The organism is Pseudomonas sp. NPDC086251 (assembly GCF_044746405.1).
Classification (GTDB): domain Bacteria; phylum Pseudomonadota; class Gammaproteobacteria; order Pseudomonadales; family Pseudomonadaceae; genus Aquipseudomonas.
On the sequence record NZ_JBIVBY010000002.1, the window covers coordinates 21,101 to 41,372 of the forward strand.

Sequence of the window (20,272 nt, forward strand, 5' to 3'; positions counted from 1 at the left end):
AAATGTGGGAGCGGGCTTGCTCGCGAAAGCGGACTATCAGCCAACATAAGTGTCGGATGTGATGGCCTCTTCGCGGGCAAGCCTCGCTCCTACAGGGGTCAGCGCCGGCTGCGAAAATCTCAGGCACAACCGGTCAAAAATGTGGGAGCGGGCTTGCTCGCGAATGCGGACTGTCAGCCAACATAGGTGTTGGATGTGATGGCCTCTTCGCGGGCAAGCCTCGCTCCTACAAGGGTAATAGTGTCAGAGCCTGTCCCGGGGGATGCCGCTGCGGGTTCGCAGGATGTCGGCGAGGACGGCCAGGGCGATTTCTGCCGGGGTTTTGCTGCCCAGGTTCAAGCCGATGGGCGCGTGAATACGAGCGAGTTCGACTTCCCCTAATCCACCAATCCGGCGCAACCGTTCGAAGCGCTTCTGCGAGGTTTGCACGGAGCCCATCACGCCGATGTAGAACGCGTCGGTACGAACCGCCTCCATCATCGCCAAGTCATCGATGCGCGGATCATGGGTCAGCGCCACCACGGCCGTGTCGCTGTGGCAGCCGCCGTCAGCGATAAACACCGATGGCAACTGGCGGCGAATCTCGACGTTTTCCAGCACCACACCTTCCAGCACTTCGTCCCGTGGGTCGCAGAGAATCACCTCGAAACCAAGCCCCACCGCAAACTCCGCACACGCCTGAGCGACGCTGGAATACCCCGCCAGCAGCAAACGCTGAGCCGCCCCGACCCGCACACGCACTCGATCGATCTCTCGCTCGATGCGCACGCCCTGCTCACGATCTGCAAACAGAGCGCGTGCACCGCTGGCCAGTTCGACCTCGCGGATCAGCCGACGCTGCCCCAGCAGCGCCGACTCCAGCTCCCGCAGATGCGCCTGAACCTCACACTCCGACTCAAGCTTCTCGACCAGCACCTCGAGCACGCCGCCACAGGGCAAACTCACTCGGGAACGCGGATCGTCGCCTTCGCCGTAACGAACGACATTGACCGCGTCCAGAAAAGCACCCTCGGCGACGCGCTCAAGGAAATCCTCCTCGACGCAACCGCCGGACAGCGAGCCGATCCATTGCCCATCAACATTCACCGCCAACAACGAGCCTGGCGCGCGCGGCGCCGAGCCGTAGGTGGCGAGCACCGTGCACAACCACACGCGCTGACCGGCAACAGACCATTGCAGCGCTCGCCGCACCACTTGCAGATCGAGATGCTGCATATCAGTGCGCCTTGTGCTCGGCCGATGGTGCGTCCGCTTGCAGCTTCTGCACATCACTCAGCGCCAGCTCAGCCGACTGACCGCCCCAACCCTGACGCAGGTAATTCAGCAGGTCGGTCAGTTGCTCGTGGCTGAGTTTGTCGGCAAACCCCGGCATCGGTTGCATGCGTTCGAACCCGGCGAATTTCTGTTCGCCGATCCCGTCCTCGATCACCCGCAACAGGTTGCGCGGATCTTCCAGGCGCAGCGTGGTGTTGCCGCGCATGGCCACGGCGATGTGCGGCTTGCCCTCGCCGTCGGCCGCGTGGCAACCGGCGCAGACGTTCAGGTAGTCCTGACGACCGCGCTGGGCACTCGGGCTGAGCGTGTCCAGCGGCACTTCGGTCAACGTCTTCGCCGCTGGCGGTTGATCGCCGAGCAGGTAGGTCGCCATCGCCGCCAGGTCCGGGTCATTGAGGCCTTGGGTGCTGTTGTGGAACACCGGGAACATCTCGTTGAACATCGTGCCCTGGGCGCTCATGCCGTGCTTGAGGAAGGTGCTCAGGTCCTGATGATTCCAGCCGCGAGCCGCCAGGTCATTGGCCAGCAGGCTCGGCGCCAGGTAGCCGTTGAGCAAGCCGCCGGTCATGCGTTTGTCCTGTTGCATCGCGCCGGGCAAACCGCGTGGCGTGTGGCATTCGCCGCAGTGTCCGAGCACGTCGACCATGTACTGGCCGCGCTTGAAGGCTTCGCTTTTGCCTTCGGTGGACGCCAGTTTCACATCCTTGCCGTAGAGCATGTTCCAGCCCATCAGCCCGAGCCGCACGTTGAACGGAAAGCTCAGGCTGGTCACCGGCGCGGCACGCTCAATGGGCTCGACAGTTTTCAGGTAGGCGTGAATCGCGTCCGAGTCTTCACGCGGCATCAGGTGATACGAGGTGTAGGGCATCGCCGGGTACAGGTTCGCGCCATCCCGGCGCTTGCCTTCGGTGAGCGCGGCGAAGAATTCGTCGTCGCTGTACAAACCGATGCCGTGCTCTTTGCTCGGGGTAATGTTGGTGCCGTAGATCGTGCCGAACGGCGAAATGATCGGCAGGCCGCCCGCGTAAGGCGCGCCACCCGGTGCGGTGTGACAGGCCATGCAGTCGGCAGCGCGGGCGAGGTATTCGCCGCGAGCAACCTGATCATCCGCCTGAGCCAGAAACACCGGTGCAGCCAGACCGACCGCCAACGCCAGGCGGGAAAGAAGATGCTTCATGCTCAACCCTCCTTGACCAGGCCAAGATCGGTCAGCACGTTGCGCGTCGCGCTGTAGTAGCGCACGTAGCCGGTGCAGCGGCAGACGTGATGGCCGAGGCTGTCCTCGATGACTTGTTCCAGCTGGCTTTTAACGATCGGCTGACGCTGCAGCTTTTCCTCCAACACCGTCGCGGCATTCACAAACCCCGGCGCGCAGTAGCTGCACTGGAAAGCGAATTCATCGACGAAGCGCTGCTGGATCGGGTTCAGCTGAGTGACCTTGCCCTGCTCATCGCGGGTCGCATGACCTTCGATGGTCCGCACTTTCTTGCCTTCGAAATAGTGCGCGCCGGTGATGCAAGTGCGCACTTCTTCGCTGGTGCCGTCGGGGTTGTCGACGATCACCACGCAGGCATGGCAGACGCCCTGGCCGCAGCCCAGTCGCGAGCCAGTGAGGTTTTTGTATTCGTGCAGGTAATCGATCATCGGCAGGTCATCAGGGATGTCCACCGGGCCGACGGATTGACCGTTGAGGGTCAGTTGAAGCGGACGGTTAGCCATTGAGGGCCTCCTTGATGCGGGCAGAAGTGATAGGCAGGTCGCGAACCCGTTTGCCGATGGCGTGGGCCACGGCGTTACCGATGGCGCCGACCACCGGGATCATCACCACTTCGGCAATGCCCTTGGACGGGTCGCTCGGCGACAGCGGCGGCAAGATTTCGGCCGTCTGGTTCCAGACCGCAACGTGCCGGGCCATCGGCAAGCGGTAACGGTTGAAGTTCCAGTCACCCTCCCCCGGCCCGCCTTCGTACAGCGGCATCTCTTCGAGCAACGCATGACCGATGCCCATGGCGATCCCGCCTTCGAGCTGGCCCTTGACCAGTTCTTCCACCAGCACCCGACCGCACTCGACCCACGAGTGATGGTTGAGCACTTGCACTTCCGCCGAACCCTTGTTCACTTTCAATTCCACCAGCGTCGCGACCGGGCTGTAGTAAGTCACTGCCGCGTTGTTCAACTGGGTGTCCGGGTAATGGATGTTCTGGCGGTCGAGCAGATGGAAACCGGCGCTGGTCATCTGCGCCTTCTTCGCGTTCGGTGCACCGTCGCCGTACTTCACTGCCAGGCCGTCCAGCGGCAAACGCTCGCGCACGCCGTCGATGGAGAACTCGGCCTCGGCCCAGCTCCAGCGGTTGAAGCCGTGCACGGTCGCGCCGGTCACCAGACCTTTTTCGTGGGCATGTTTGGCCAGCTGTTCAAAGCTCAGCGGCTGCATGCCGTTGGCGGTGAGTTTGCCGTCGACCCAATGCGCATCTTCGCGACGTACCACATACGGGTTGGCCTGGCCGCCATAAGGACCTTGGCCCCAGATCTGCAACGCTGCCGGCCACAAGCCGTGGTTGAACAGCACGCGCGCCGCTTCTCGGGTGGCGTGGCTGAAGTAGTAGGCGGAGTTGGTCGCCGACGACGCCGACGCGAGTTTGCCGACCCAGCGCGGATTGCGCAGGAAACCGTCTTGCTCGGCCTGGCTCATGATGTACGGGTTGCCGCCAGTGATCAGCTGCAACTCTTTCCATTCGGTTTCGCCGGTCTTCACTTCGTGCGCCGGGTTGCCGAGGAAATCGGCCACCACCATCGCTTGCGAAGTGGACATGCCGGTGCCGATTTCGATGCCGATATGGCGCAGGTGGATGCGGCCTTCAGCGCTGAATTCGATGCTGGCCATCGGCGCTTCGGAACCGGTGCCGAAGTCTTTCTGGCAGATGGCGAAACCGACGCCGTACCAGTGATCCGGGTCTGCGGCTTCGCGTTGCAGCTTGAGCAGGTCGCGCTTTTTCCAGACGTCGTGAGCGGCGGCCTTGTCGAGAATCTCGTGCAGGCGCAAGGCACCGGCCGGCACCGCGCCCTGGGTGTTTTTCATGCCCGACCGCAGGGCGTTTTTCTTGCGCAGCTCGATGGCGTCGATGCCGAGGCGTTCGGCAATTTCGTCGACCATCATCTCGGTGGAGGCCATGCTTTGCAGGGTGCCGTAGCCGCGCATCGACCCGGCCTCAACGGCGCGAGAATGATAGGCCGTGACCTGCAGATCGTTCTGCGGCATGTAGTAGATCGACTGCGCCGCCGTGGCGCCAACCGCCGCCACCGATGGGCTGTAGTTGATCCGTCCGCCGCCGTCGACGCTCATCTCGGCGCGGAAAATCTTGAAGCTGTGATCGGTCTTGTCCACCGCCAGTTGGTAACGGATGTCGAACGGGTGACGCTTGATGCCGCTCTGGAATTGCTCGTAGCGATCGTTGGCCAAACGTACCGGCACGCCAGCGCCGTACAACGCGGCTAACGCTGCGTAGTAGACGAAGATGTTGTGGTCTTTGGAACCGTAACCCACGGTGTAACCGGGGTGCATGTTCAGGTTGGCCAGGCCGAAACGGGACGGCGCGATCATCTTCGCGGTCTCGGTCGCAGTTTCCAGCGGACATTGCGTGGCGACGACAAAATGCAGGGTCTTGGTCGCCGGGTCGTACCAGCCGTTGCCGTTGTCCGGCTCCATTGCGGCGGGTTCGATCGATGGGGTTTTGTAGCGTTCGTCGAACACCAGCCAGTTGTCCGGTGGCGTGTCGATCTGCTGCTTCATCCGCTCAGCGTAAAACAGTCCGCGCTCGGTCAGGTTGCCGTGCAAGTCCGGCTGGGAATTCCACACCGGGCGACGGTTTTTCAGCATCGGGAACAGGATCGAATCCTTGAGGCTGGCGAATTCATCTTCGTCCGCCGAGGTCGCACCGCCGACGCGTACGTAGCGGAAGCTGCCGTAGGGATCGCCTTCGTAGAACGGCACCTGAGCGCCGTAACGAATCGCTTTGTCATTGAATTTGAGCTTGGCCTTGGCCTGGCGGAAACGCTCGAAGTCGTTCCAGATCAGGATCGCCACCGGGTGACCGATGAACATCGGTACCTTGCCTTCTGGCAGCAGCGGATCGGGCGCGTGCTCTTCCGGGAAGACGATGCCGTCCTTGTCCAGGTCGGCGGCGGTGACGATGCGGTCGGGTTGCAAGTCGGCGCCGAGCCACGACAGGTCGTAGCCGGCATAGATACGGTCGGCCTTGGTGATTTTCAGCAACATGGCGTGGCCCTGTTGCTGCGGCCAGCCCGGCATGTCCTTGGCGCGGATGTCGCGGGCAAAAACCTTGCTGCCGCAGACCTTGGACAAGGCATCGTTACGCGCACGTGCCTTGCCGTTGTTGCCGAGCCATTGCTCGGACGGCACGGTCACGCTGTTTTCCATCAAGGCAGCCAGCGCCTGGGAGCTGAGCGGCGTGAGCGTGACGCTCACACCCGCTACCAGCCCGCCCTGAAGGAACGAGCGCCGGGATATTTCACGGTTGGACATGGATCATCCTCTGGGCGGTTATGGGTCCGCCCTTTTGGTAATGTTCTGGGGATCTCGAGTCTTGCAGAAGCGCTTTTGGACGAAGCAAAAGGCTGGATTTGACAGTGCAAAGCTGACCGAAAGGTTAACTTTAAAGGTTTATGCGCTTTTGGAAAACAACTGGTTACAAAAATATGACCGATGAATCAAAAAATACTGCGGCGTTGCGCTGCAATAAATTCATGTGAAATCCTGATCTCTGTAGGAGCGAGGCTTGCCCGCGAAGGCGTCATCACTGGCGCCAAAAGCTTCGCGGGCAAGCCTCGCTCCTACAGGTTCTGCGTGAGTCTGTGGAGGAATTCGGTGCGGCGGCGTTGGTCGGTTTCTTCTTTGGCCAACAGTTCGGGCAATAGCTCGGCCGCTCGCCCGGCGTCGAGGATGAAGACGCCGTCGTCATCACCGATGGCCAGGTCGCCCGGTTGCACTCGCACCTCGCCGACCTGGATCGTCTGATTGACTTCACCTTGGGCGCCAATACCGCGAGTGGTGAACGCACTGACGTTGCGGCAAAACACCGGCAACCCATGAAGTCGCAAGGCGCTGACATCGGTCACGGCGCCCGACACCACCACTCCGGCCAGTCCCTTGATCAGTCCGGCCAGGGTGCGTAATTCACCCCAGCAGCCGCATTCTTCGTCGCCCACGCACTCGATCACCAGCACGTCGCCCGGCTGACTCAGCAGCAGCGCTTCACGCAAAATACTGCCATCCGGTGGGAAGACTTTGACCGTGACGACGTTACCGACCATGCGGATGTCGTTGAACAGCGGCTTGATCCCGCGCAGGAAGCCACGGTCGGAAAAATGGCCGAGGGTGGACGACGGGATGGACCGGTATTTTTCAATCAACTCAGGACTGACAAACGGCTGGCGGCGATTGATCTGATCACTCATCGGCATTTTTTTCCCGGTCGTAGCAATGGGCAGGTCGAGCAGTATTCAGCGGGCTCGGTGGCCAGGTAATAGAAACAGCACGTTCGGCGAAAGCGAATGCTGCGTTGCCCTTCATCCACCAGCGTCGGCGGTCGGCGAAAATGGCTCAACGGGTTGTAATCGAGGCCGAACAGCGCCGGGTCGGCTTGTGTCAGCAGCCACTGGAAGTCCGTTTCACAGCGTTCGCGAATCAGCGGATCGTCGATTTTTGCCATACGTTTTTCGTACAGCGAATACACGCGCACAGCGGTGTTTTCCCAGAGGATGCGCCGGGAAACGCCAGTGACTTTATTGAAGGTGTGCCACAGCGGTTTCAGCAGCCCGGCAAACAGCGCCTGCACCAGCGCTTCACGCCAGGCCTCGCGCTCATTCGCCCCATAGGTCAGCGGCTGGCCGTGAAGCAGTGGCATCGAAGAAGTCCACAAGCCCTCATCGTGACCGTATTCAACTATCGAATTGTCCAGCGACAGCAGCAGCCCTTTGTCGTACACCGACATCGCGTACAGGCACGCGCCCGTCGCCAGAAACGACAAACGCTTGCCCAGCAACGAGGCGGTAATCGCCCGGGTCGGCGAGCCGATGACCGGACCCAGGGCGTCCAACAGTTGCTCGCACACGTCCTCCTGCAACAAGTCCCGGGCCAGCAGCGAACGCAACGGGTCGCGCTCTTCGCTGTCCTTCAGCCGTAAGCCAGCGGACAACACTGCCCACTCTGGCGCCGTGAAATGACCGGCCAGATTCATTGCGGCAGTTCCCGGCCAAACGGAATGCACAGCGGCGTGCCGAAGAACGGATCGGGAATGATCCGGCAGTTGAGGTCGAACACGGTTTTGACCAGCGCCTCGGTCAACACCTCCTCCGGCCTGCCCTGGGCAAACGCGGTCTGGTTGTGCACCGCCACCATGTGGTCGGCGTAACGACAGGCCAGGTTGAGGTCGTGCAGCACCATGATGATGGTTTTGTTTTCCTGCCGATTGAGGTCGCGCAGCAGGTCCAGCACTTCGATCTGGTGCGCCAGGTCGAGGAAGGTGGTCGGCTCGTCGAGCAGCACGATGCCGGTGTCCTGGGCCAGGGTCATGGCGATCCACGCACGCTGGCGCTGGCCGCCGGACAACGCGTCCACCGGCCGATCCGCCAGGGCCAGCAGGCTGGTCTGCGCCAGCGCGCGATTGACCATGGCTTCGTCTTCCGCCGACCACTGTTGCATCCAGCTCTGATACGGGTAACGCCCCAACGCCACCAATTGCCGGACAGTGATGCCCTCCGGCGCGCTCGGGGTCTGCGGCAAAATCGCCAACTCCCGGGCCACGGCGGCGGTGGATTTCTGCTGGATATCCACGCCGTTGAGAATCACCGAGCCCTGCTGCGGTTTCAGCAGCCGGGCGAAGGATTTGAGCAAGGTGCTTTTGCCGCAGCCGTTGCTGCCAATCAATACCGAAATCTTGCCCTTGGGCAGTTGCATGTCCAGCGTGTCAATAATCACCTGGCGCTGATAACTCAGGGTCAGGCCGCGACTTGCAATCGACGTCATACGTTGCATTCCTTAATGACGCTGTTTAATCAACAAATAGAGAAAAAAGGGCGTGCCCAGCACCGCGACAAAAATCCCGGCGGGCAGGTCCAGCGGCAAAAACAGCGTGCGCCCGGCGAGGTCGGCCAGCACCACCAGGTTCGCCCCGACCAGCGCCGCCATCACCGCCTGACCGCCGAACCCCGGCGCCACCAAACGCTTGGATATGTGCGGCGCAATCAGCCCGACAAAGGCGATCGCCCCGCCCCAGGCAATCGCGGCACCGGCCAACGCCACGCTGACCAGCAACAAACCGGCGCGCAACCACTGCACGCGTACGCCAATGCCCTGGGCCAGGTTGTCATCCAATTGTTGGACCATCACCTGCCGGGCCAACAGCACGAGCAGCGGACAAATGCCCAACAACCAGCGACCCAGCGCCAGCGGTTCCGGCCAACTGGCACCGTACACGCTGCCGGTCAGCCATACATAGGCCGACAAGGTCGTGGTCAGCGGGCTGAAAACCAGAATGAAGGTGGTCGCGGCGGTCAACATCGCGGAGATGCCGACGCCGATCAACACCAGCCGCAGCGGTGAAGCGCCCTGTTTCCAGGCCAGCAGATAGATCGCCAATGCCGCCAATCCCGCGCCGAGCATCGCCGCCAGTGGCAGATACTGTTGGCCCAGCGCCACCGAGAAAAACGACAAATACAACACCGCCGCCGCACTGGCACCACTGGTGATGCCCAGCAGGTCCGGCGAGGCGAGCGGGTTGCGGATGATGCTTTGCAGAATCAGCCCTGACACCGACAGTGCCGCGCCCACCAGCGCTGCTAGCAGCATGCGCGGAAAGCGCAGTTGCTCGACGATAAACGTCAGGCTGGCGTCCTGATCCGACAGCACTATCCGCAGCACTTGCAGCGGCGACAGCATGACTTTGCCCAGCGCCAGCGAACCGAGCATGATCAGCCCGGTCACCGCCACGGCCGCGAGCAAGCGCCACAACGTGGCGATGTTGATTCGCCGGGAAAACCCGCTGTAGCGCCAGGTCAGCACCTTATCCATAACGACCTCCACGCCGGGCCAGCAGGATAAAAAACGGTGCGCCGAACAGCGCCGTCATAACGCCTACCGGCACCTCTTGCGGCAAGATCAGCACCCGCGACAAGGTATCGGCCAGCAGCAGAACAATCGCGCCAAGCAGCGCGCACCCCGGCAGCAACCAGCGATGGTCGATGGATAAACCTTTGCGCACCATGTGCGGCACCAGCAAACCGATGAATCCGATGCTACCGGCCAACGCCACCGCGCTGCCCGCCAGACACACCACCAGCACGGCCATCAGCAACCGGATCATTCCGGTTCGCTGGCCAAGGCCCGTGGCAATTTCCTCGCCGGCGTTCAGCACATTGACCTGCCCTGCCAGCAACATCGCGCCGAACATTCCGAGGACGCCACACAACAGCAACGGCGCGGCGACCGACAGACTGCGTTCGGTCAACGAGCCCGCCATCCAGAACAGCACCGTGTCGAGTCCATCCTGATTGACCACCAGCAATGCCTGGCTGAACGCCGAGAACAACGCCGCCATCGCCGCGCCCGCCAGCACGATGCGCAACGGACTGAGGCTGCCCTGCCCCATGTTGCCGATCAGCCACACCAGACTGCCGGCCACCGCCGCGCCGATAAACGCGCACCACAGCCAGGCATCCGGGGACGCCAGGGAGAACAGTGAGGAACCGAGGATGATGAAAAACGTCGCCCCGGCGTTGATCCCGAACAGGCCGGGGGACGCCAGCGGATTGCGCGTCAGCGCCTGCATCAAGGCGCCAGCCACCGCCAGGCTCGCGCCCACGGCCATCGCCATCAAGGTGCGCGACAGCCGCGTGGTGGTCACCAGCACATGACTGATGCTCAACGGATCGGGATGCACGAACGCCGCCGCAATCTGCGACAACGGAATCCAGGTCGCGCCGACCGCCAGGCTCAACAAGCAGCACAGCAGCAACACAACGCCGGCACTCCACATCTTTAAAGCGTTGCTCATGAGGCCGCGTCCGCCGTGACCAGCCGAGTCACGTCATCAAGCATCAGGTTCGCCCCCAGCATGCCGCCCGACAGGCTCCAGGCCACACCGTTCACTCGCCACACCTGCCCCTGCTGCGGCGCGCGCATTTGCTGCCACAGCGGATGCTGCACCAGGCTTTCATAATTTCGCTGCACTGCTGCTTTCTCCGCGCGCAGGAAGACAAAGAAAATATCGGCATTCACCACGGCAAGGCTTTCCTTGCTGGTGATTTTGATCGACACCCCGCTCGCTGCCCGGCTGGCATCGCTCCAGTTGAAACCCAACTCTGTGATCACCGACCCCGGAAAACTCGCCGGCAGATAACTGCGGATGTGGTCCTCGCGGACATCCAGGATCGACACCGTGGGCGGCCAGCGCCCGGCGAACTTCTGCTGCAATTGCAGACGCATGTGCGCCACACGCTGCTGCCATTGAGTCAGCACGTCGTCGGCCCGCTGCTGTCGGTACAGGGCAACGCCCATCAACGCCAGGGTCTTTTTGAACTCGAACACTTCCTCCAGCATCACCACCGGGGCGATCTGCTTGAGTAACGGTGCGATGCGTTCGTGGCGAAACTGCGAAGCGATGATCACGTCGGGCTTGAGCAGCGCGATGTCCTCTAGGCTGGGCTGGGTCTCCAGCCCCACATGAGGCACCTGATCCAGCGCCCAACGCAAATAGTGAAAGGTCGGTTTCTCGCTCCAGGAATCGACGATGCCGCAGGGCGTCACGCCCAACGCCACGGCGCTGTCGGTGGCACCCTGAAACAGGGTGATCACCCGCAGCGGCGCGGCGTCGGTCTGCGCCCACGCCGGTATCGAATAGCGGAGTGCAAGCAGGCCCAGGGACAGGCGCAACAGCGTGCGCCTGGTGGGATGACCGTGAGCGTCAGGCTTCATTATTCAACCGGTGGAACGGGTTCACCACCTGGCCTTTGCCGAACGGCATGCTGCCGGGGCCGCCCGCGCGCTCGATCATCGGCGTGAGCAGCAATTTCTGCGGCCAGTGGGGTGCTTCGAACAATTGCTGTTTAATCATCGCCCGAGCTTCGGTGTCGAAGTCGATGGTGTCAATCAACTCGTTCAATACTTCGCCCATTGCCGTCCACAACGCGGTGGCTGGCAACGCGTAAACCTGCGCCAAGGTATCGATGATCGCGCGGAAGTTGACCTGAATGCCGAGGGTCTGCAACCAGAACAACAGGTCTTCCGGACGCTCGTGATACAGGGTGTTGGCGTGGCCCTTCTTCAATCGATACGCCGGATCGGCCAGGCCGTTGCGCTCCAGCCATGGCACGAAAATGCGCAACGAATCGTGATCGCGCAGCAACAGCCCTTGGGCGTAACCGGCCTTCCACACCAGCACCGCGTTCTGCCCATGGATTTCACCGAGCATGCCGATGCGGAACATCCGCAGGTTGATCTCGAAGAAGCTGTGGCACAGCTCGCGGAACAGCGTCATCACCGAAGTGGTATTGGCCGGCAATTGGCGGTAGGCCATCCAGTCATCGAAGAAGTGCTGGTTGCTGCCGGGCAACGGTGTACCGAGGGCGGCCATCGGCACCAGTCGGGTGTCCGGATCTTCCAGCAACGCTGGCGGATAACCACGGACCATGGCTGACAGATGACGTGGCGCTTCGTCGAACAGCGTGGCGTCCGGCGGCATGAAGGCCCACCACTTGGTTTCGTCGCACAGGTGCAAGGACTGTTGCAGGGTTTGATCTTTGCCCAGCGCCTGACGCAGCAACTTTTCACTCAAGCCGCCGTTAATCATTTTCACCGCCGGCAAATAACGCGAGGCGCCGAGGGAATAGATCGCCATCGGCAACTTGAGGTAGTCAGCGCTGTTGAAGCACGGCGTCATCGAGCGCAATGACGAGGTGGCGAAGAAATCACCGTCGGTAAAGTCCAGTCGATGGCAATCACCCCTGGCGAAGGCATCGCTGAGTTGCGCCTCCAGCACGTGCTCGAACTGCCACGGGTGCACCGGCAGCGCGATGTGGCTATCGCCAATGCCCCGTTGTTGCATCTCGTGTTGCAGGCCGGTCTGTAACGCGAACGGCAGCACATATTCGGCGGGATTATGCTGCGCCAGGTCGGTCACACCGTCGCCGCATTGCAGCAACGTGCGGTCGATGGCGACCCAGTTCAGCGCCACTGGCCGGGCGAATTCCGCCTGGTACTGCTGATATTCCGCATCGTCCAGACCCTGCTTGGCTTTGGCCAGCGGATGGTAGGGACGATCACGCAGCGAAGCCCACTGCTCCATGGTCAGGAAAAAATCCGCGTTGCTCTTTTCCAGCAAGCGTTCGCTGTCGACCTTGTGCGCCAGGGACAACTCGGTTTGGCGGACGCTGGTGCGCAGCACGTCGAGGAACAGCGCAAAGCCTTTTTCATTGTCCTGATAGCGATCGGTCATCCCGGCCAGCACCTGAGTCATGAAGGCTTCGGGCGACAGCGCCGTCAGTTGCTCATTCTGCCGACCGAACACCGGCGTGCCCGGTACTTTTTCCCATTGCTGGGTGATGCCGGGACGCAGGGCCACGAAGATCGAACCCTGCGGCTCGTTTCGCCATTCCCACAGGCTCAAACCGGTGAACGGCTGGCCCGCTGCGGGCACCTTCAGGTTCAGCGGTTCGGTCCCGAAAAAATGCTCGGCCAGCAAACAATCGACCAGATCCTGCATCACTCTGTCGGCGGCCATTGTGGTGAAGTTCATCGGGTTATTTTCCTTCTGCTGAAGTGGCGGCCAATCTGGCCTGGAGGGCACGAAAAGCGATGCCACGCTCGTCACCCAAAACAAAACTTTTAACGCCCCGGCTCAACCACCGTTCGTGGTCGCCCGGCTGGCGTGGAATCGCGCAATACGGCACGCCCGCGGCGTCGGCGGCTTGCCAACTGGCGAGCAGCGCTTGCTGCACCTCGGGCCGGTCGATCTGCCAAGGCAGGCCCAGCGATTGCGATAAATCCGCGGCGCCTTCAAGAATCATGTCGAGGCCGGGCACGGCGGCAATCTCCGCCGCGCGCCTCACGCCTTCGGCGCTTTCGATCATCGCCACCATCATGATTTGCTCATTGGCCAGCCCGATGTACTCCGCCAGGCTGTGCTTGCCAAACGCACCAGGACGCCCGGCATTCAGGCTGCGGCCGCCCAGCGGGTGGTATTTGCAGGCGCGAATGCTCTCGGCCAAAGGCTCGGGGCCTTCGATCATCGGCAACACAATGCCCTGGGCGCCGCCATCGAGCAGGCGCAGCAGGGTTTTCGGGTTGAGGTCCGCGACCCGCACCAACGGCGTGATCGCATAGCTCTCGGCGGTGCGGATCATGTTCTCCACGGTCTCGGGATTGATCAGCACGTGTTCCATGTCGATGATCACGAAATCGAAACCGGCTTCGGCAATCAATTCGATGGCCGCTGGCGACGGAATCGAACTGATCAGGCCATAGGCCGGCGCACCGGCACTGAGTTTCTGCTTGAGCAGATTGGTCCTCAGCATGATTGCGGCCGGAAAGCGTGCAGCGGATTCGGCACCGATTTGAACCGACGTTCGCCATCGCCCAGCAGGCGGCGCTTGGTCAGTTCTTCGACTTCATAGAACGGCGCAAACACGTCGAACGACTCATACCGCGCGCGGTGTTGCGGATGTTCAGCCTGGTAACCGGTGATCACCTCGGCGGTCATCTGCCAGAACTCGGTTTCGGCCAGTTGATAGTGCTGATGCAGGAAGATCGCCATCTCGGCCAGGGCGATGAAAAAGAACGAGTCGCAGGAGAAGTCGCGTACCGCATCGACGTCGTCGGTGAGGATGAACGAGTTGCGGTTGAGCTTGGCGTGGCTGGCGGGCAGCGGCACCAGGGTCGGGGCCAACTCGGGGCGACCGAGGTGTTGCGGTGAATAGCGCACGCCGTCGTGGAAGTCTTTCAGGGCGATGCGTTGTGGCCAGCCCTGTTTGACGATCAGCACGATGTTCTGGCCGTGGGATTCCATGCCAATGCCTTCGGCGTAGAGCATGTGAATGATCGGCGACACCGCGACTTGCAGCAGTTGGCGGGTCCAGGCGTGCAGGCCGTATTGCTTGATCCAGGTGTCAATAAACGGTGTCTGTTCACCGTCGCCGTAGCGATTGTCCACGGAGCTCAAGCCATTGAACGGCACCGCTTGTTCATCGTCTTCCAGGTATTGATGAATGCTTTCGCGCCACAGCGTGCCCATCGTGCCGTAGGCCTGGGACATGCGCGTGGCGGGCAGGTGATCGTAGTCGAAGCTGACACCGACCACCTCGCAGAGGATCACAAAACCCAGGTCGCGGGCGGTGCTGTCGCTGCGGATCAACTGGTGCAGCCAGTCGGTGATGATCGGGCCGTTCATCACCGTGTGCCGGGCCAGAATGCGCGTGCTGGAGGTGTTGGTCATGCTCAGCGCGAGCTTGACGTAAGGCCGCTGTTTGTCCGTGACGTTGGCCAGGGTGCGGATCGATTGCTGTGCTTGATAGCGATCGTTCGTGGTGCCCAAATGGATCACTTCACCGCTGACCAGCTCCGGGTAGAACACCGGAACGATGACGTTTTCCCACTGCCACGGGTGCACCGGCATCAGCCAGTAATCGCCCATTGACTTGCCTTGGTCGGTGAGGCTTTCAGCCAGTTCCTGCCAGCGCTGAAGGCCGTATTCCTGCTGGATGAATTCGTCGTAATCCAGGTGCCGGGAGACGTTCATCGCCCCGCAGGTTTTCGCCACTGCCAGCCACACAATGGCGACAGGTGCGGCAAATTCCGGCCCGTAACTGGCGTTGTCTTTCAGCGAGAAACCGATGCGCGACTTGTAGCAAGGGTGATAGCTGTGGGCGTCCATGAAGTGCTGTTCCAGCGCATCGACGTCCAGTTGATGGCTTGGCACGTTCGCTTGATAACCCTGGCTGCGCGATTGCAGATCCTTGAGCAGGGTTTGTTCCAGTTCATGGGTGAAGCGTGGCAAGTGCGGGCTGTTTTGAAGCTCGCTCAGCAGTTCGGCCAACGCCTGATGCAGGTGCGGTTGGCTGTGCTTGCCATTGGCATCCACGCGCTCCAGGCTTGCGTAATCGAGGCGGATCAGTTCGAAACTGGCGCTGAGCAGGCCTGTGCAGTGATACTCCACCGGTTGTTGCCGGGCATCGAGGCCGCTGACGACAAAACGGTATTGGCTGCCAGCCAACGGTGAATGACGGTACGGCAGCACGTTTTCGTACAGCAGGGTTTGCAGCAGTTGACCGACTACCCGCTGCTCCACTTGTTGGTAGCGCTGCGTGTCGGCACTCGCCAGCCAGACGCCTGGCGCGCGATCTTGAGCCTGAGGTGTTGCCTGAGATGAGGTCGCCATTGTCATACCTTTGATTAAAGAATTAACGGTGTTCGAGGGCCGGGGGCAGTGCCTCGGCCGGCTCGTCGGATGCGTGAACGGGAAAACGCCAGGCGCAGGGCAGCGCCAGCAGGATGAGGATGCCGGTGGCCATGAACACTTCACTGATCGCGCCCGGCGTGCCGGCGGAAGGAAGCCCGTCGCCCAGACGGAATTCGAGCCACAGCGAGGCGATGACGATGGCCAGTGACGACACGAGGCGCCGGGAAATGTTGTTCATCGCCGCGCCCTGGGTGACCATCGGTTCGGGCAAGGCATTGAGCCCGGCGGTGGTAATCGGGATGTACGACAAACCGAGCCCGGCACCGCGAACCATCATCAGGAAAAACACCACGCCGATGGAGGCACTGGCCCCAATCATGCCCAGGCCCAGTGTCGCGGCCCCGGTCAGCAACAGTCCCCAGAGCACCACGCCCCGTGGCCCGTGCCGATCCAGCCAGCGCCCGCCGAGATGCCCGAACAGACTGGCAAACAGCGCGGTGCACAGCAGCGACAGACCGGTCCAGATGGCGCTGTAACCCATCACCACTTGCACCAGCAGCGGCAACAGCACCAGGCACTCGAACATGCCGACCGACTGCACCACCGCGATGATCACGCTCAAGCGATAGCCACGCAGGGCAAAGATGCGCAGGTTGAGCAGCGGCGAAGTCCGGTTCAGTTCCAGTCGCACAAACGCGACCAGGCACAGGATTGCCACTAGCAACATGCCGAGGTTGAGCGGATCGGTGAGGGCTTCGGCGTGGCGCAGACGACCGACAGCAATCATCAGCAGACCAATGCCCGCCGCGATCAGCAGGTAACCTGCGAGGTCGAACGGTTTGCGCTCGGATGCTTCAGAAGCGGGAAGCACCGCCACGCCGAGAATCAGCGCTACCAGGCCAATCGGCACGTTCATCAGGAACAGCGAACGCCAGCTGAACCACTCCAGCATCAGGCTGCCGCACAACGGCCCCAACGCCGGCGCCAGCATCACCGCCGCGCCCCACAGACCGGTCACCCTGCCCCGCTCGCCTTTGGCGTACACCGAGAAAATGATCGCCAGCGACAACGGAATCATCAGCCCACTGGCAATCCCTTGCACCACGCGGGCGGTAATCACCAGCGCGATGGAGTCCGCCAGCGCGCCCATCAGCGAGCCGCAGACAAACAGCGCCACACCCCACAGATAGAGACGCTTGCGCCCCATCCGTTGGCTGAGAAAACTGGTGAGCGGCATGGTCATGCCCATGCTCACCATGAACGCGGCGACGATCCAGGTGGCCAGCAGCGGACCGATGTCGAAGGCACTCATGAACGCCGGCAACGCCGGGTTGAGCGAGCTGTTATTGAGGCTGACGGTCAACGTGCCCAACAGCACATTGACCACCACCAACCAGCGCGAAACGGCAAACGTCAAACCCAAGACGCGCCTCCTACAAACAGCTGTGGCGGTCGCGGATGACAAAGAAAATCGGCGTGGGAGATGTTGTAGCCATAAGCCCCCGCCAGCGGCAGCACCAGCATGTCGCCGACTTCCACACCGGTCAGCGGGCAATCGCGACTCAGCACATCCTTGGGCGTGCAGAGTTGCCCGACCACGGTCCATTGCTGTTGTAACGCGCTTGGTGCCGCGTGATACCTGGGCAGGTGAATGACCGGGTGATCGTGCCCCTGCGCAACCGGCAGACGGAAATGATGAGTGCCGCCACGACACACCAGAAAGTGCTTGCCGTGACTGGTTTTGCTGTCCAGCACTTCAATGGCGTAGTAGCCGCAGTAAGCACTGATGAATCGCCCGGGCTCGAAGCGCACGATCGGTGCATCGGCACACGCCGCCAGGGACTCGCCCAGGTGCGCGCACAAGCGCTGCCAATCGAACTGCTGCGGGCCGAGGTAATTTACGCCGATACCGCCGCCGACATTCAGGTGGGTGATCGTCGCCGGATTGGCCGACAATGCCTTCCATTGCGGCCAGCGTTCCAGGTACAGGTCGAGCAGTTGTTCGTGACGTTCCACCAACGACTGATGGGACATCGCGTGCACATGGAAGCCCTTGAGCCGCAGATGGCTGGCGTTATCCACCCAACTCACGGCTTGCGCCAGCTCTGACTCGTCGATGCCGAAGGGCGTGGCGGTGCCGGCCATCGCCAGTTTGCTCGACAGCGGCGACGGCAGTTCAGGGTTGATGCGCAGCAACACGTCCTGCACACGCCCCGCTTCCAGTGCCAGCCGTTGCAGGCGGACGATTTCATTCAGGCTCTCGATGTGAATCGCTTCGACCTGATGCTGCAGGGCCGAGCGCAAATCGGAATCCAGTTTGCCGGGGCCGGAAAAGACAAACGGTTTATGCGTCGGGCACGCCTGCAGGCGTTCGATCTCGCCGCCGGAGGAAATCTCGAACCCGTGCACCAACGGCGCCACGGTGGCGAGGATCTGCGGTTCGCTGTTGGCCTTGATCGCGTAATACAGTTCCACACCTTCGGGCAGTGCCGCCATCACCTGGGTCACGTGCTGTTTCAGCGCATCGAGGTCGTAGATGAACAGCGCCAGCGGGTCTTCGTGTTGGCTGCGGGCCTTGTCGATGGCCGCCAATACCGTGTCGGGCAGCTTATCCATGCGGGATCTCCTTGCCCCACGGGGACACCAGCGTGACGTAACCAGCCTGGCGATCAGCCTTGGCCGCGAGACGGACTTTCAGGTTGGTCTTGCAGGCAATGGGCTGGCCGGCGATCAGTGCATCCAGTTCTGGCGCAGCGCGGGTCAATTCGGACCGGATGCTGATCAACTGCTGCTCGACCCGTTGCCACATCAGCGGCGCCAGGTGCGGACGTTCCCAGCTCAGGGCTAGCACGGCTTCGGACAAGTTGTTGACGAACAGGCAATAGACGATGCGGTTCCAGCCTTGCTGGCGGGAATACAGAAGTGACTCTCGCACCCGTGGATGCACGTCGGCGTCGATCCGCGAGGCGCCCAGTTCGTCAGTCAGTTTGACCCCTTCGAAATCCCGCAGCAGCAGGCGTTGCGGACGACCGTTGTCGTGCACCAGCACGCTGTTCTGCAAATGCGGCTCCATGACGATGCCGTGATTGAAGAACAGCGACAGCACCGGGCGCAGCAGCAGCGCCTGATAATCATCGAACCAGCTCAACAGCTGTTGGTCGTCGATGTCGTTGCCGTTGAAGCGGGTGAGGAATTCATGCACCAACGGCCGCAGATGCAGGCCTCTGGCGAACAGCGTACCGGCCATGATGCTGCAGTCGGTGCCGGTGTCGAGGCAGAAGTTCTCGCGCAGGATCGCCCCGGTTTGCTCGCGGAACCAATGATTGTCGGCTTCGCTGGCCTGCTGTGGCGCCCAGCTCAACAGGCCGGGCTCGGCCACCACCGACAACCCGCCGAGGGTCTCGGGTTGAGTTAATTGGAGGTTGCGGAACACGCGGTCGATCAACAGTGCGCTGTCCAGCTCGTACCAGGCGTTTTTCCTCACGCAGTTGGTGATGCGTACGTTCAGCGAACCCTTGATGAAGAACTCATGGCCCTCGATGTACCACGTGCGGATCGACGCCGTGGGATTGGCCAACAGCCCCGTGGCACCCAGATCGACGATGTCTTTGGATTTCAGCAAACGCTGTACCCGGCTGTCCTGCATGAACAATTGCGCTTGTACCGGGTGCATGCAGATCACCGCGTGCCCCGGCCGTGCCTGTGACTGATCGGCAAAACCGGCCAACACCTGGGCTTTGCTCAAGCCGTTGGCGCCGACGCTCAGGCCTCCCAGCGGCACTTCGAACAAGTGCAACGCGGTGCGCGCCTGGAATTCCGGGGCGTAGGTTTCCTGGGCCAAATGAGCGGGCCACAGCCGCGCCTTGGGAGCCGGGTGGTTCGGGTGACCAAACCACAAGCCCTGTTCGCTGGCGAGGTAGTCGCTGAGCGGGTCGGCGTCCTTCGGGGTGTTGTGGCCGACGATGGCCGCGGTCAGCAACTGGCTTTGCAGCACCTGATCGAGCAACTCGTCGTTGCTGGCGCGGGTCATGTGTTCGCACGCCGCGAGCAACTGCTCGACGAACTCGGCAAACCCCAGGCACGACCAGTCGCCGTCACCGCGTCGGGCATAGACGTCCGACAGGTAACGGTGACTGCCGAGACCATCACGGCGGTCGACCATCACAAAGAACTGCTGCTGGTTGGGCAACTTGATGGTCAGCGGAATGCCCTTCCATTCCAGGCCCTCGAGGTAACTGCCCGGGGCGATGCCTTGCATCTGCGTCGGCCAACTGTAACTGAGGCAGTTTTCCGGCAAGGCGAACTCTTTGATCAAGCAATTAAGCAACGCGCACGTTGTTGCTAGTTCACTGACCATGTTGGGTAACACACTGCGATTCGGATGATTCATGGGTGCTCCACAGTAACCTGCGAGGTCACTGGATACGTTATATGGCGAAAAAATTAGTTGCTGCCCGACCGGTTTAACAGCCGATAGAACCCCACGTAACGACATCACTTGATTGAACCTGATAAATAATCAGACGACG

At 61.7% G+C, this 20,272-nt stretch carries 16 protein-coding genes; all 16 read right to left on the reverse strand.

The features are described from left to right. Positions 1-243: 243 nt before the first annotated feature. Positions 244-1,215: an XdhC family protein gene (locus ACIPL2_RS04575; RefSeq protein ID WP_401353426.1), complete on the reverse strand. Its 972-nt coding sequence runs from the start codon at positions 1,213-1,215 to the stop codon at positions 244-246. Between the two features lies 1 nt (position 1,216). Beyond that, on the reverse strand, positions 1,217-2,452 hold the full coding sequence (locus ACIPL2_RS04580) for a c-type cytochrome (protein WP_401353428.1): 1,236 nt from the start codon (positions 2,450-2,452) through the stop codon (positions 1,217-1,219). Positions 2,453-2,454: 2 nt separating this feature from the next. Next, positions 2,455-2,994 carry a (2Fe-2S)-binding protein gene (locus tag ACIPL2_RS04585; protein ID WP_401353430.1) on the reverse strand — a complete coding sequence of 180 codons (540 nt, stop codon included), beginning with the start codon at positions 2,992-2,994 and terminating at the stop codon, positions 2,455-2,457. Beyond that, a complete protein-coding gene (locus ACIPL2_RS04590; RefSeq protein WP_401353432.1) occupies positions 2,987-5,818 on the reverse strand; it encodes a xanthine dehydrogenase family protein molybdopterin-binding subunit in 2,832 nt (943 codons plus the stop codon). Before ACIPL2_RS04590 ends, ACIPL2_RS04585 begins: the two co-directional genes overlap by 8 nt. Positions 5,819-6,126: 308 nt before the next feature. Next, complete coding sequence (locus tag ACIPL2_RS04595) at positions 6,127-6,756, reverse strand: RraA family protein (RefSeq protein ID WP_401353434.1); 630 nt, start codon at positions 6,754-6,756, stop codon at positions 6,127-6,129. Then, positions 6,747-7,532: an IucA/IucC family C-terminal-domain containing protein gene (locus ACIPL2_RS04600; protein ID WP_401353436.1), complete on the reverse strand. Its 786-nt coding sequence runs from the start codon at positions 7,530-7,532 to the stop codon at positions 6,747-6,749. The genes ACIPL2_RS04595 and ACIPL2_RS04600 overlap by 10 nt, the downstream gene beginning before the upstream one ends. Further along, positions 7,529-8,320 carry an ABC transporter ATP-binding protein gene (locus ACIPL2_RS04605; RefSeq protein ID WP_401353438.1) on the reverse strand — a complete coding sequence of 264 codons (792 nt, stop codon included), beginning with the start codon at positions 8,318-8,320 and terminating at the stop codon, positions 7,529-7,531. Before ACIPL2_RS04605 ends, ACIPL2_RS04600 begins: the two co-directional genes overlap by 4 nt. Before the next feature lie 12 nt (positions 8,321-8,332). Next, positions 8,333-9,364, reverse strand: a complete 1,032-nt coding sequence (locus ACIPL2_RS04610; protein WP_401353440.1) for a FecCD family ABC transporter permease — start codon at positions 9,362-9,364, stop codon at positions 8,333-8,335. Continuing rightward, complete coding sequence (locus ACIPL2_RS04615) at positions 9,357-10,346, reverse strand: FecCD family ABC transporter permease (RefSeq protein ID WP_401353442.1); 990 nt, start codon at positions 10,344-10,346, stop codon at positions 9,357-9,359. Before ACIPL2_RS04615 ends, ACIPL2_RS04610 begins: the two co-directional genes overlap by 8 nt. Beyond that, positions 10,343-11,266 carry an ABC transporter substrate-binding protein gene (locus ACIPL2_RS04620; RefSeq protein ID WP_401353444.1) on the reverse strand — a complete coding sequence of 308 codons (924 nt, stop codon included), beginning with the start codon at positions 11,264-11,266 and terminating at the stop codon, positions 10,343-10,345. Before ACIPL2_RS04620 ends, ACIPL2_RS04615 begins: the two co-directional genes overlap by 4 nt. Next, positions 11,256-13,085: an IucA/IucC family protein gene (locus ACIPL2_RS04625; RefSeq protein WP_401353446.1), complete on the reverse strand. Its 1,830-nt coding sequence runs from the start codon at positions 13,083-13,085 to the stop codon at positions 11,256-11,258. Before ACIPL2_RS04625 ends, ACIPL2_RS04620 begins: the two co-directional genes overlap by 11 nt. A 4-nt stretch (positions 13,086-13,089) precedes the next feature. Then, positions 13,090-13,863, reverse strand: coding sequence for an HpcH/HpaI aldolase/citrate lyase family protein (locus tag ACIPL2_RS04630; RefSeq protein WP_401353448.1), 774 nt, complete (start codon positions 13,861-13,863; stop codon positions 13,090-13,092). Then, entirely contained in the window at positions 13,857-15,728 is a 1,872-nt protein-coding gene (locus tag ACIPL2_RS04635) for an IucA/IucC family protein (protein ID WP_401353450.1), read from the reverse strand. The genes ACIPL2_RS04630 and ACIPL2_RS04635 overlap by 7 nt, the downstream gene beginning before the upstream one ends. A gap of 16 nt (positions 15,729-15,744) precedes the next feature. Further along, positions 15,745-17,160, reverse strand: a complete 1,416-nt coding sequence (locus ACIPL2_RS04640; protein WP_401353819.1) for a DHA2 family efflux MFS transporter permease subunit — start codon at positions 17,158-17,160, stop codon at positions 15,745-15,747. After that, complete coding sequence (locus tag ACIPL2_RS04645; protein WP_401353452.1) at positions 17,157-18,359, reverse strand: type III PLP-dependent enzyme; 1,203 nt, start codon at positions 18,357-18,359, stop codon at positions 17,157-17,159. The genes ACIPL2_RS04640 and ACIPL2_RS04645 overlap by 4 nt, the downstream gene beginning before the upstream one ends. Then, entirely contained in the window at positions 18,352-20,133 is a 1,782-nt protein-coding gene (locus tag ACIPL2_RS04650) for an IucA/IucC family protein (protein WP_401353454.1), read from the reverse strand. The genes ACIPL2_RS04645 and ACIPL2_RS04650 overlap by 8 nt, the downstream gene beginning before the upstream one ends. Positions 20,134-20,272: the final 139 nt, after the last annotated feature.

Bases quoted from the DNA above. Each gene is read 5' to 3' on its own strand.
- ACIPL2_RS04575 (WP_401353426.1), bottom strand. From the start codon at position 1,215: ATGCAGCATCTCGATCTGCAAGTGGTGCGGCGAGCGCTGCAATGGTCT.
- ACIPL2_RS04580 (WP_401353428.1), bottom strand. From the start codon at position 2,452: ATGAAGCATCTTCTTTCCCGCCTGGCGTTGGCGGTCGGTCTGGCTGCA.
- ACIPL2_RS04585 (WP_401353430.1), bottom strand. From the start codon at position 2,994: ATGGCTAACCGTCCGCTTCAACTGACCCTCAACGGTCAATCCGTCGGC.
- ACIPL2_RS04590 (WP_401353432.1), bottom strand. From the start codon at position 5,818: ATGTCCAACCGTGAAATATCCCGGCGCTCGTTCCTTCAGGGCGGGCTG.
- ACIPL2_RS04595 (WP_401353434.1), bottom strand. From the start codon at position 6,756: ATGCCGATGAGTGATCAGATCAATCGCCGCCAGCCGTTTGTCAGTCCT.
- ACIPL2_RS04600 (WP_401353436.1), bottom strand. From the start codon at position 7,532: ATGAATCTGGCCGGTCATTTCACGGCGCCAGAGTGGGCAGTGTTGTCC.
- ACIPL2_RS04605 (WP_401353438.1), bottom strand. From the start codon at position 8,320: ATGACGTCGATTGCAAGTCGCGGCCTGACCCTGAGTTATCAGCGCCAG.
- ACIPL2_RS04610 (WP_401353440.1), bottom strand. From the start codon at position 9,364: ATGGATAAGGTGCTGACCTGGCGCTACAGCGGGTTTTCCCGGCGAATC.
- ACIPL2_RS04615 (WP_401353442.1), bottom strand. From the start codon at position 10,346: ATGAGCAACGCTTTAAAGATGTGGAGTGCCGGCGTTGTGTTGCTGCTG.
- ACIPL2_RS04620 (WP_401353444.1), bottom strand. From the start codon at position 11,266: ATGAAGCCTGACGCTCACGGTCATCCCACCAGGCGCACGCTGTTGCGC.
- ACIPL2_RS04625 (WP_401353446.1), bottom strand. From the start codon at position 13,085: ATGAACTTCACCACAATGGCCGCCGACAGAGTGATGCAGGATCTGGTC.
- ACIPL2_RS04630 (WP_401353448.1), bottom strand. From the start codon at position 13,863: ATGCTGAGGACCAATCTGCTCAAGCAGAAACTCAGTGCCGGTGCGCCG.
- ACIPL2_RS04635 (WP_401353450.1), bottom strand. From the start codon at position 15,728: ATGACAATGGCGACCTCATCTCAGGCAACACCTCAGGCTCAAGATCGC.
- ACIPL2_RS04645 (WP_401353452.1), bottom strand. From the start codon at position 18,359: ATGGATAAGCTGCCCGACACGGTATTGGCGGCCATCGACAAGGCCCGC.
- ACIPL2_RS04650 (WP_401353454.1), bottom strand. From the start codon at position 20,133: ATGAATCATCCGAATCGCAGTGTGTTACCCAACATGGTCAGTGAACTA.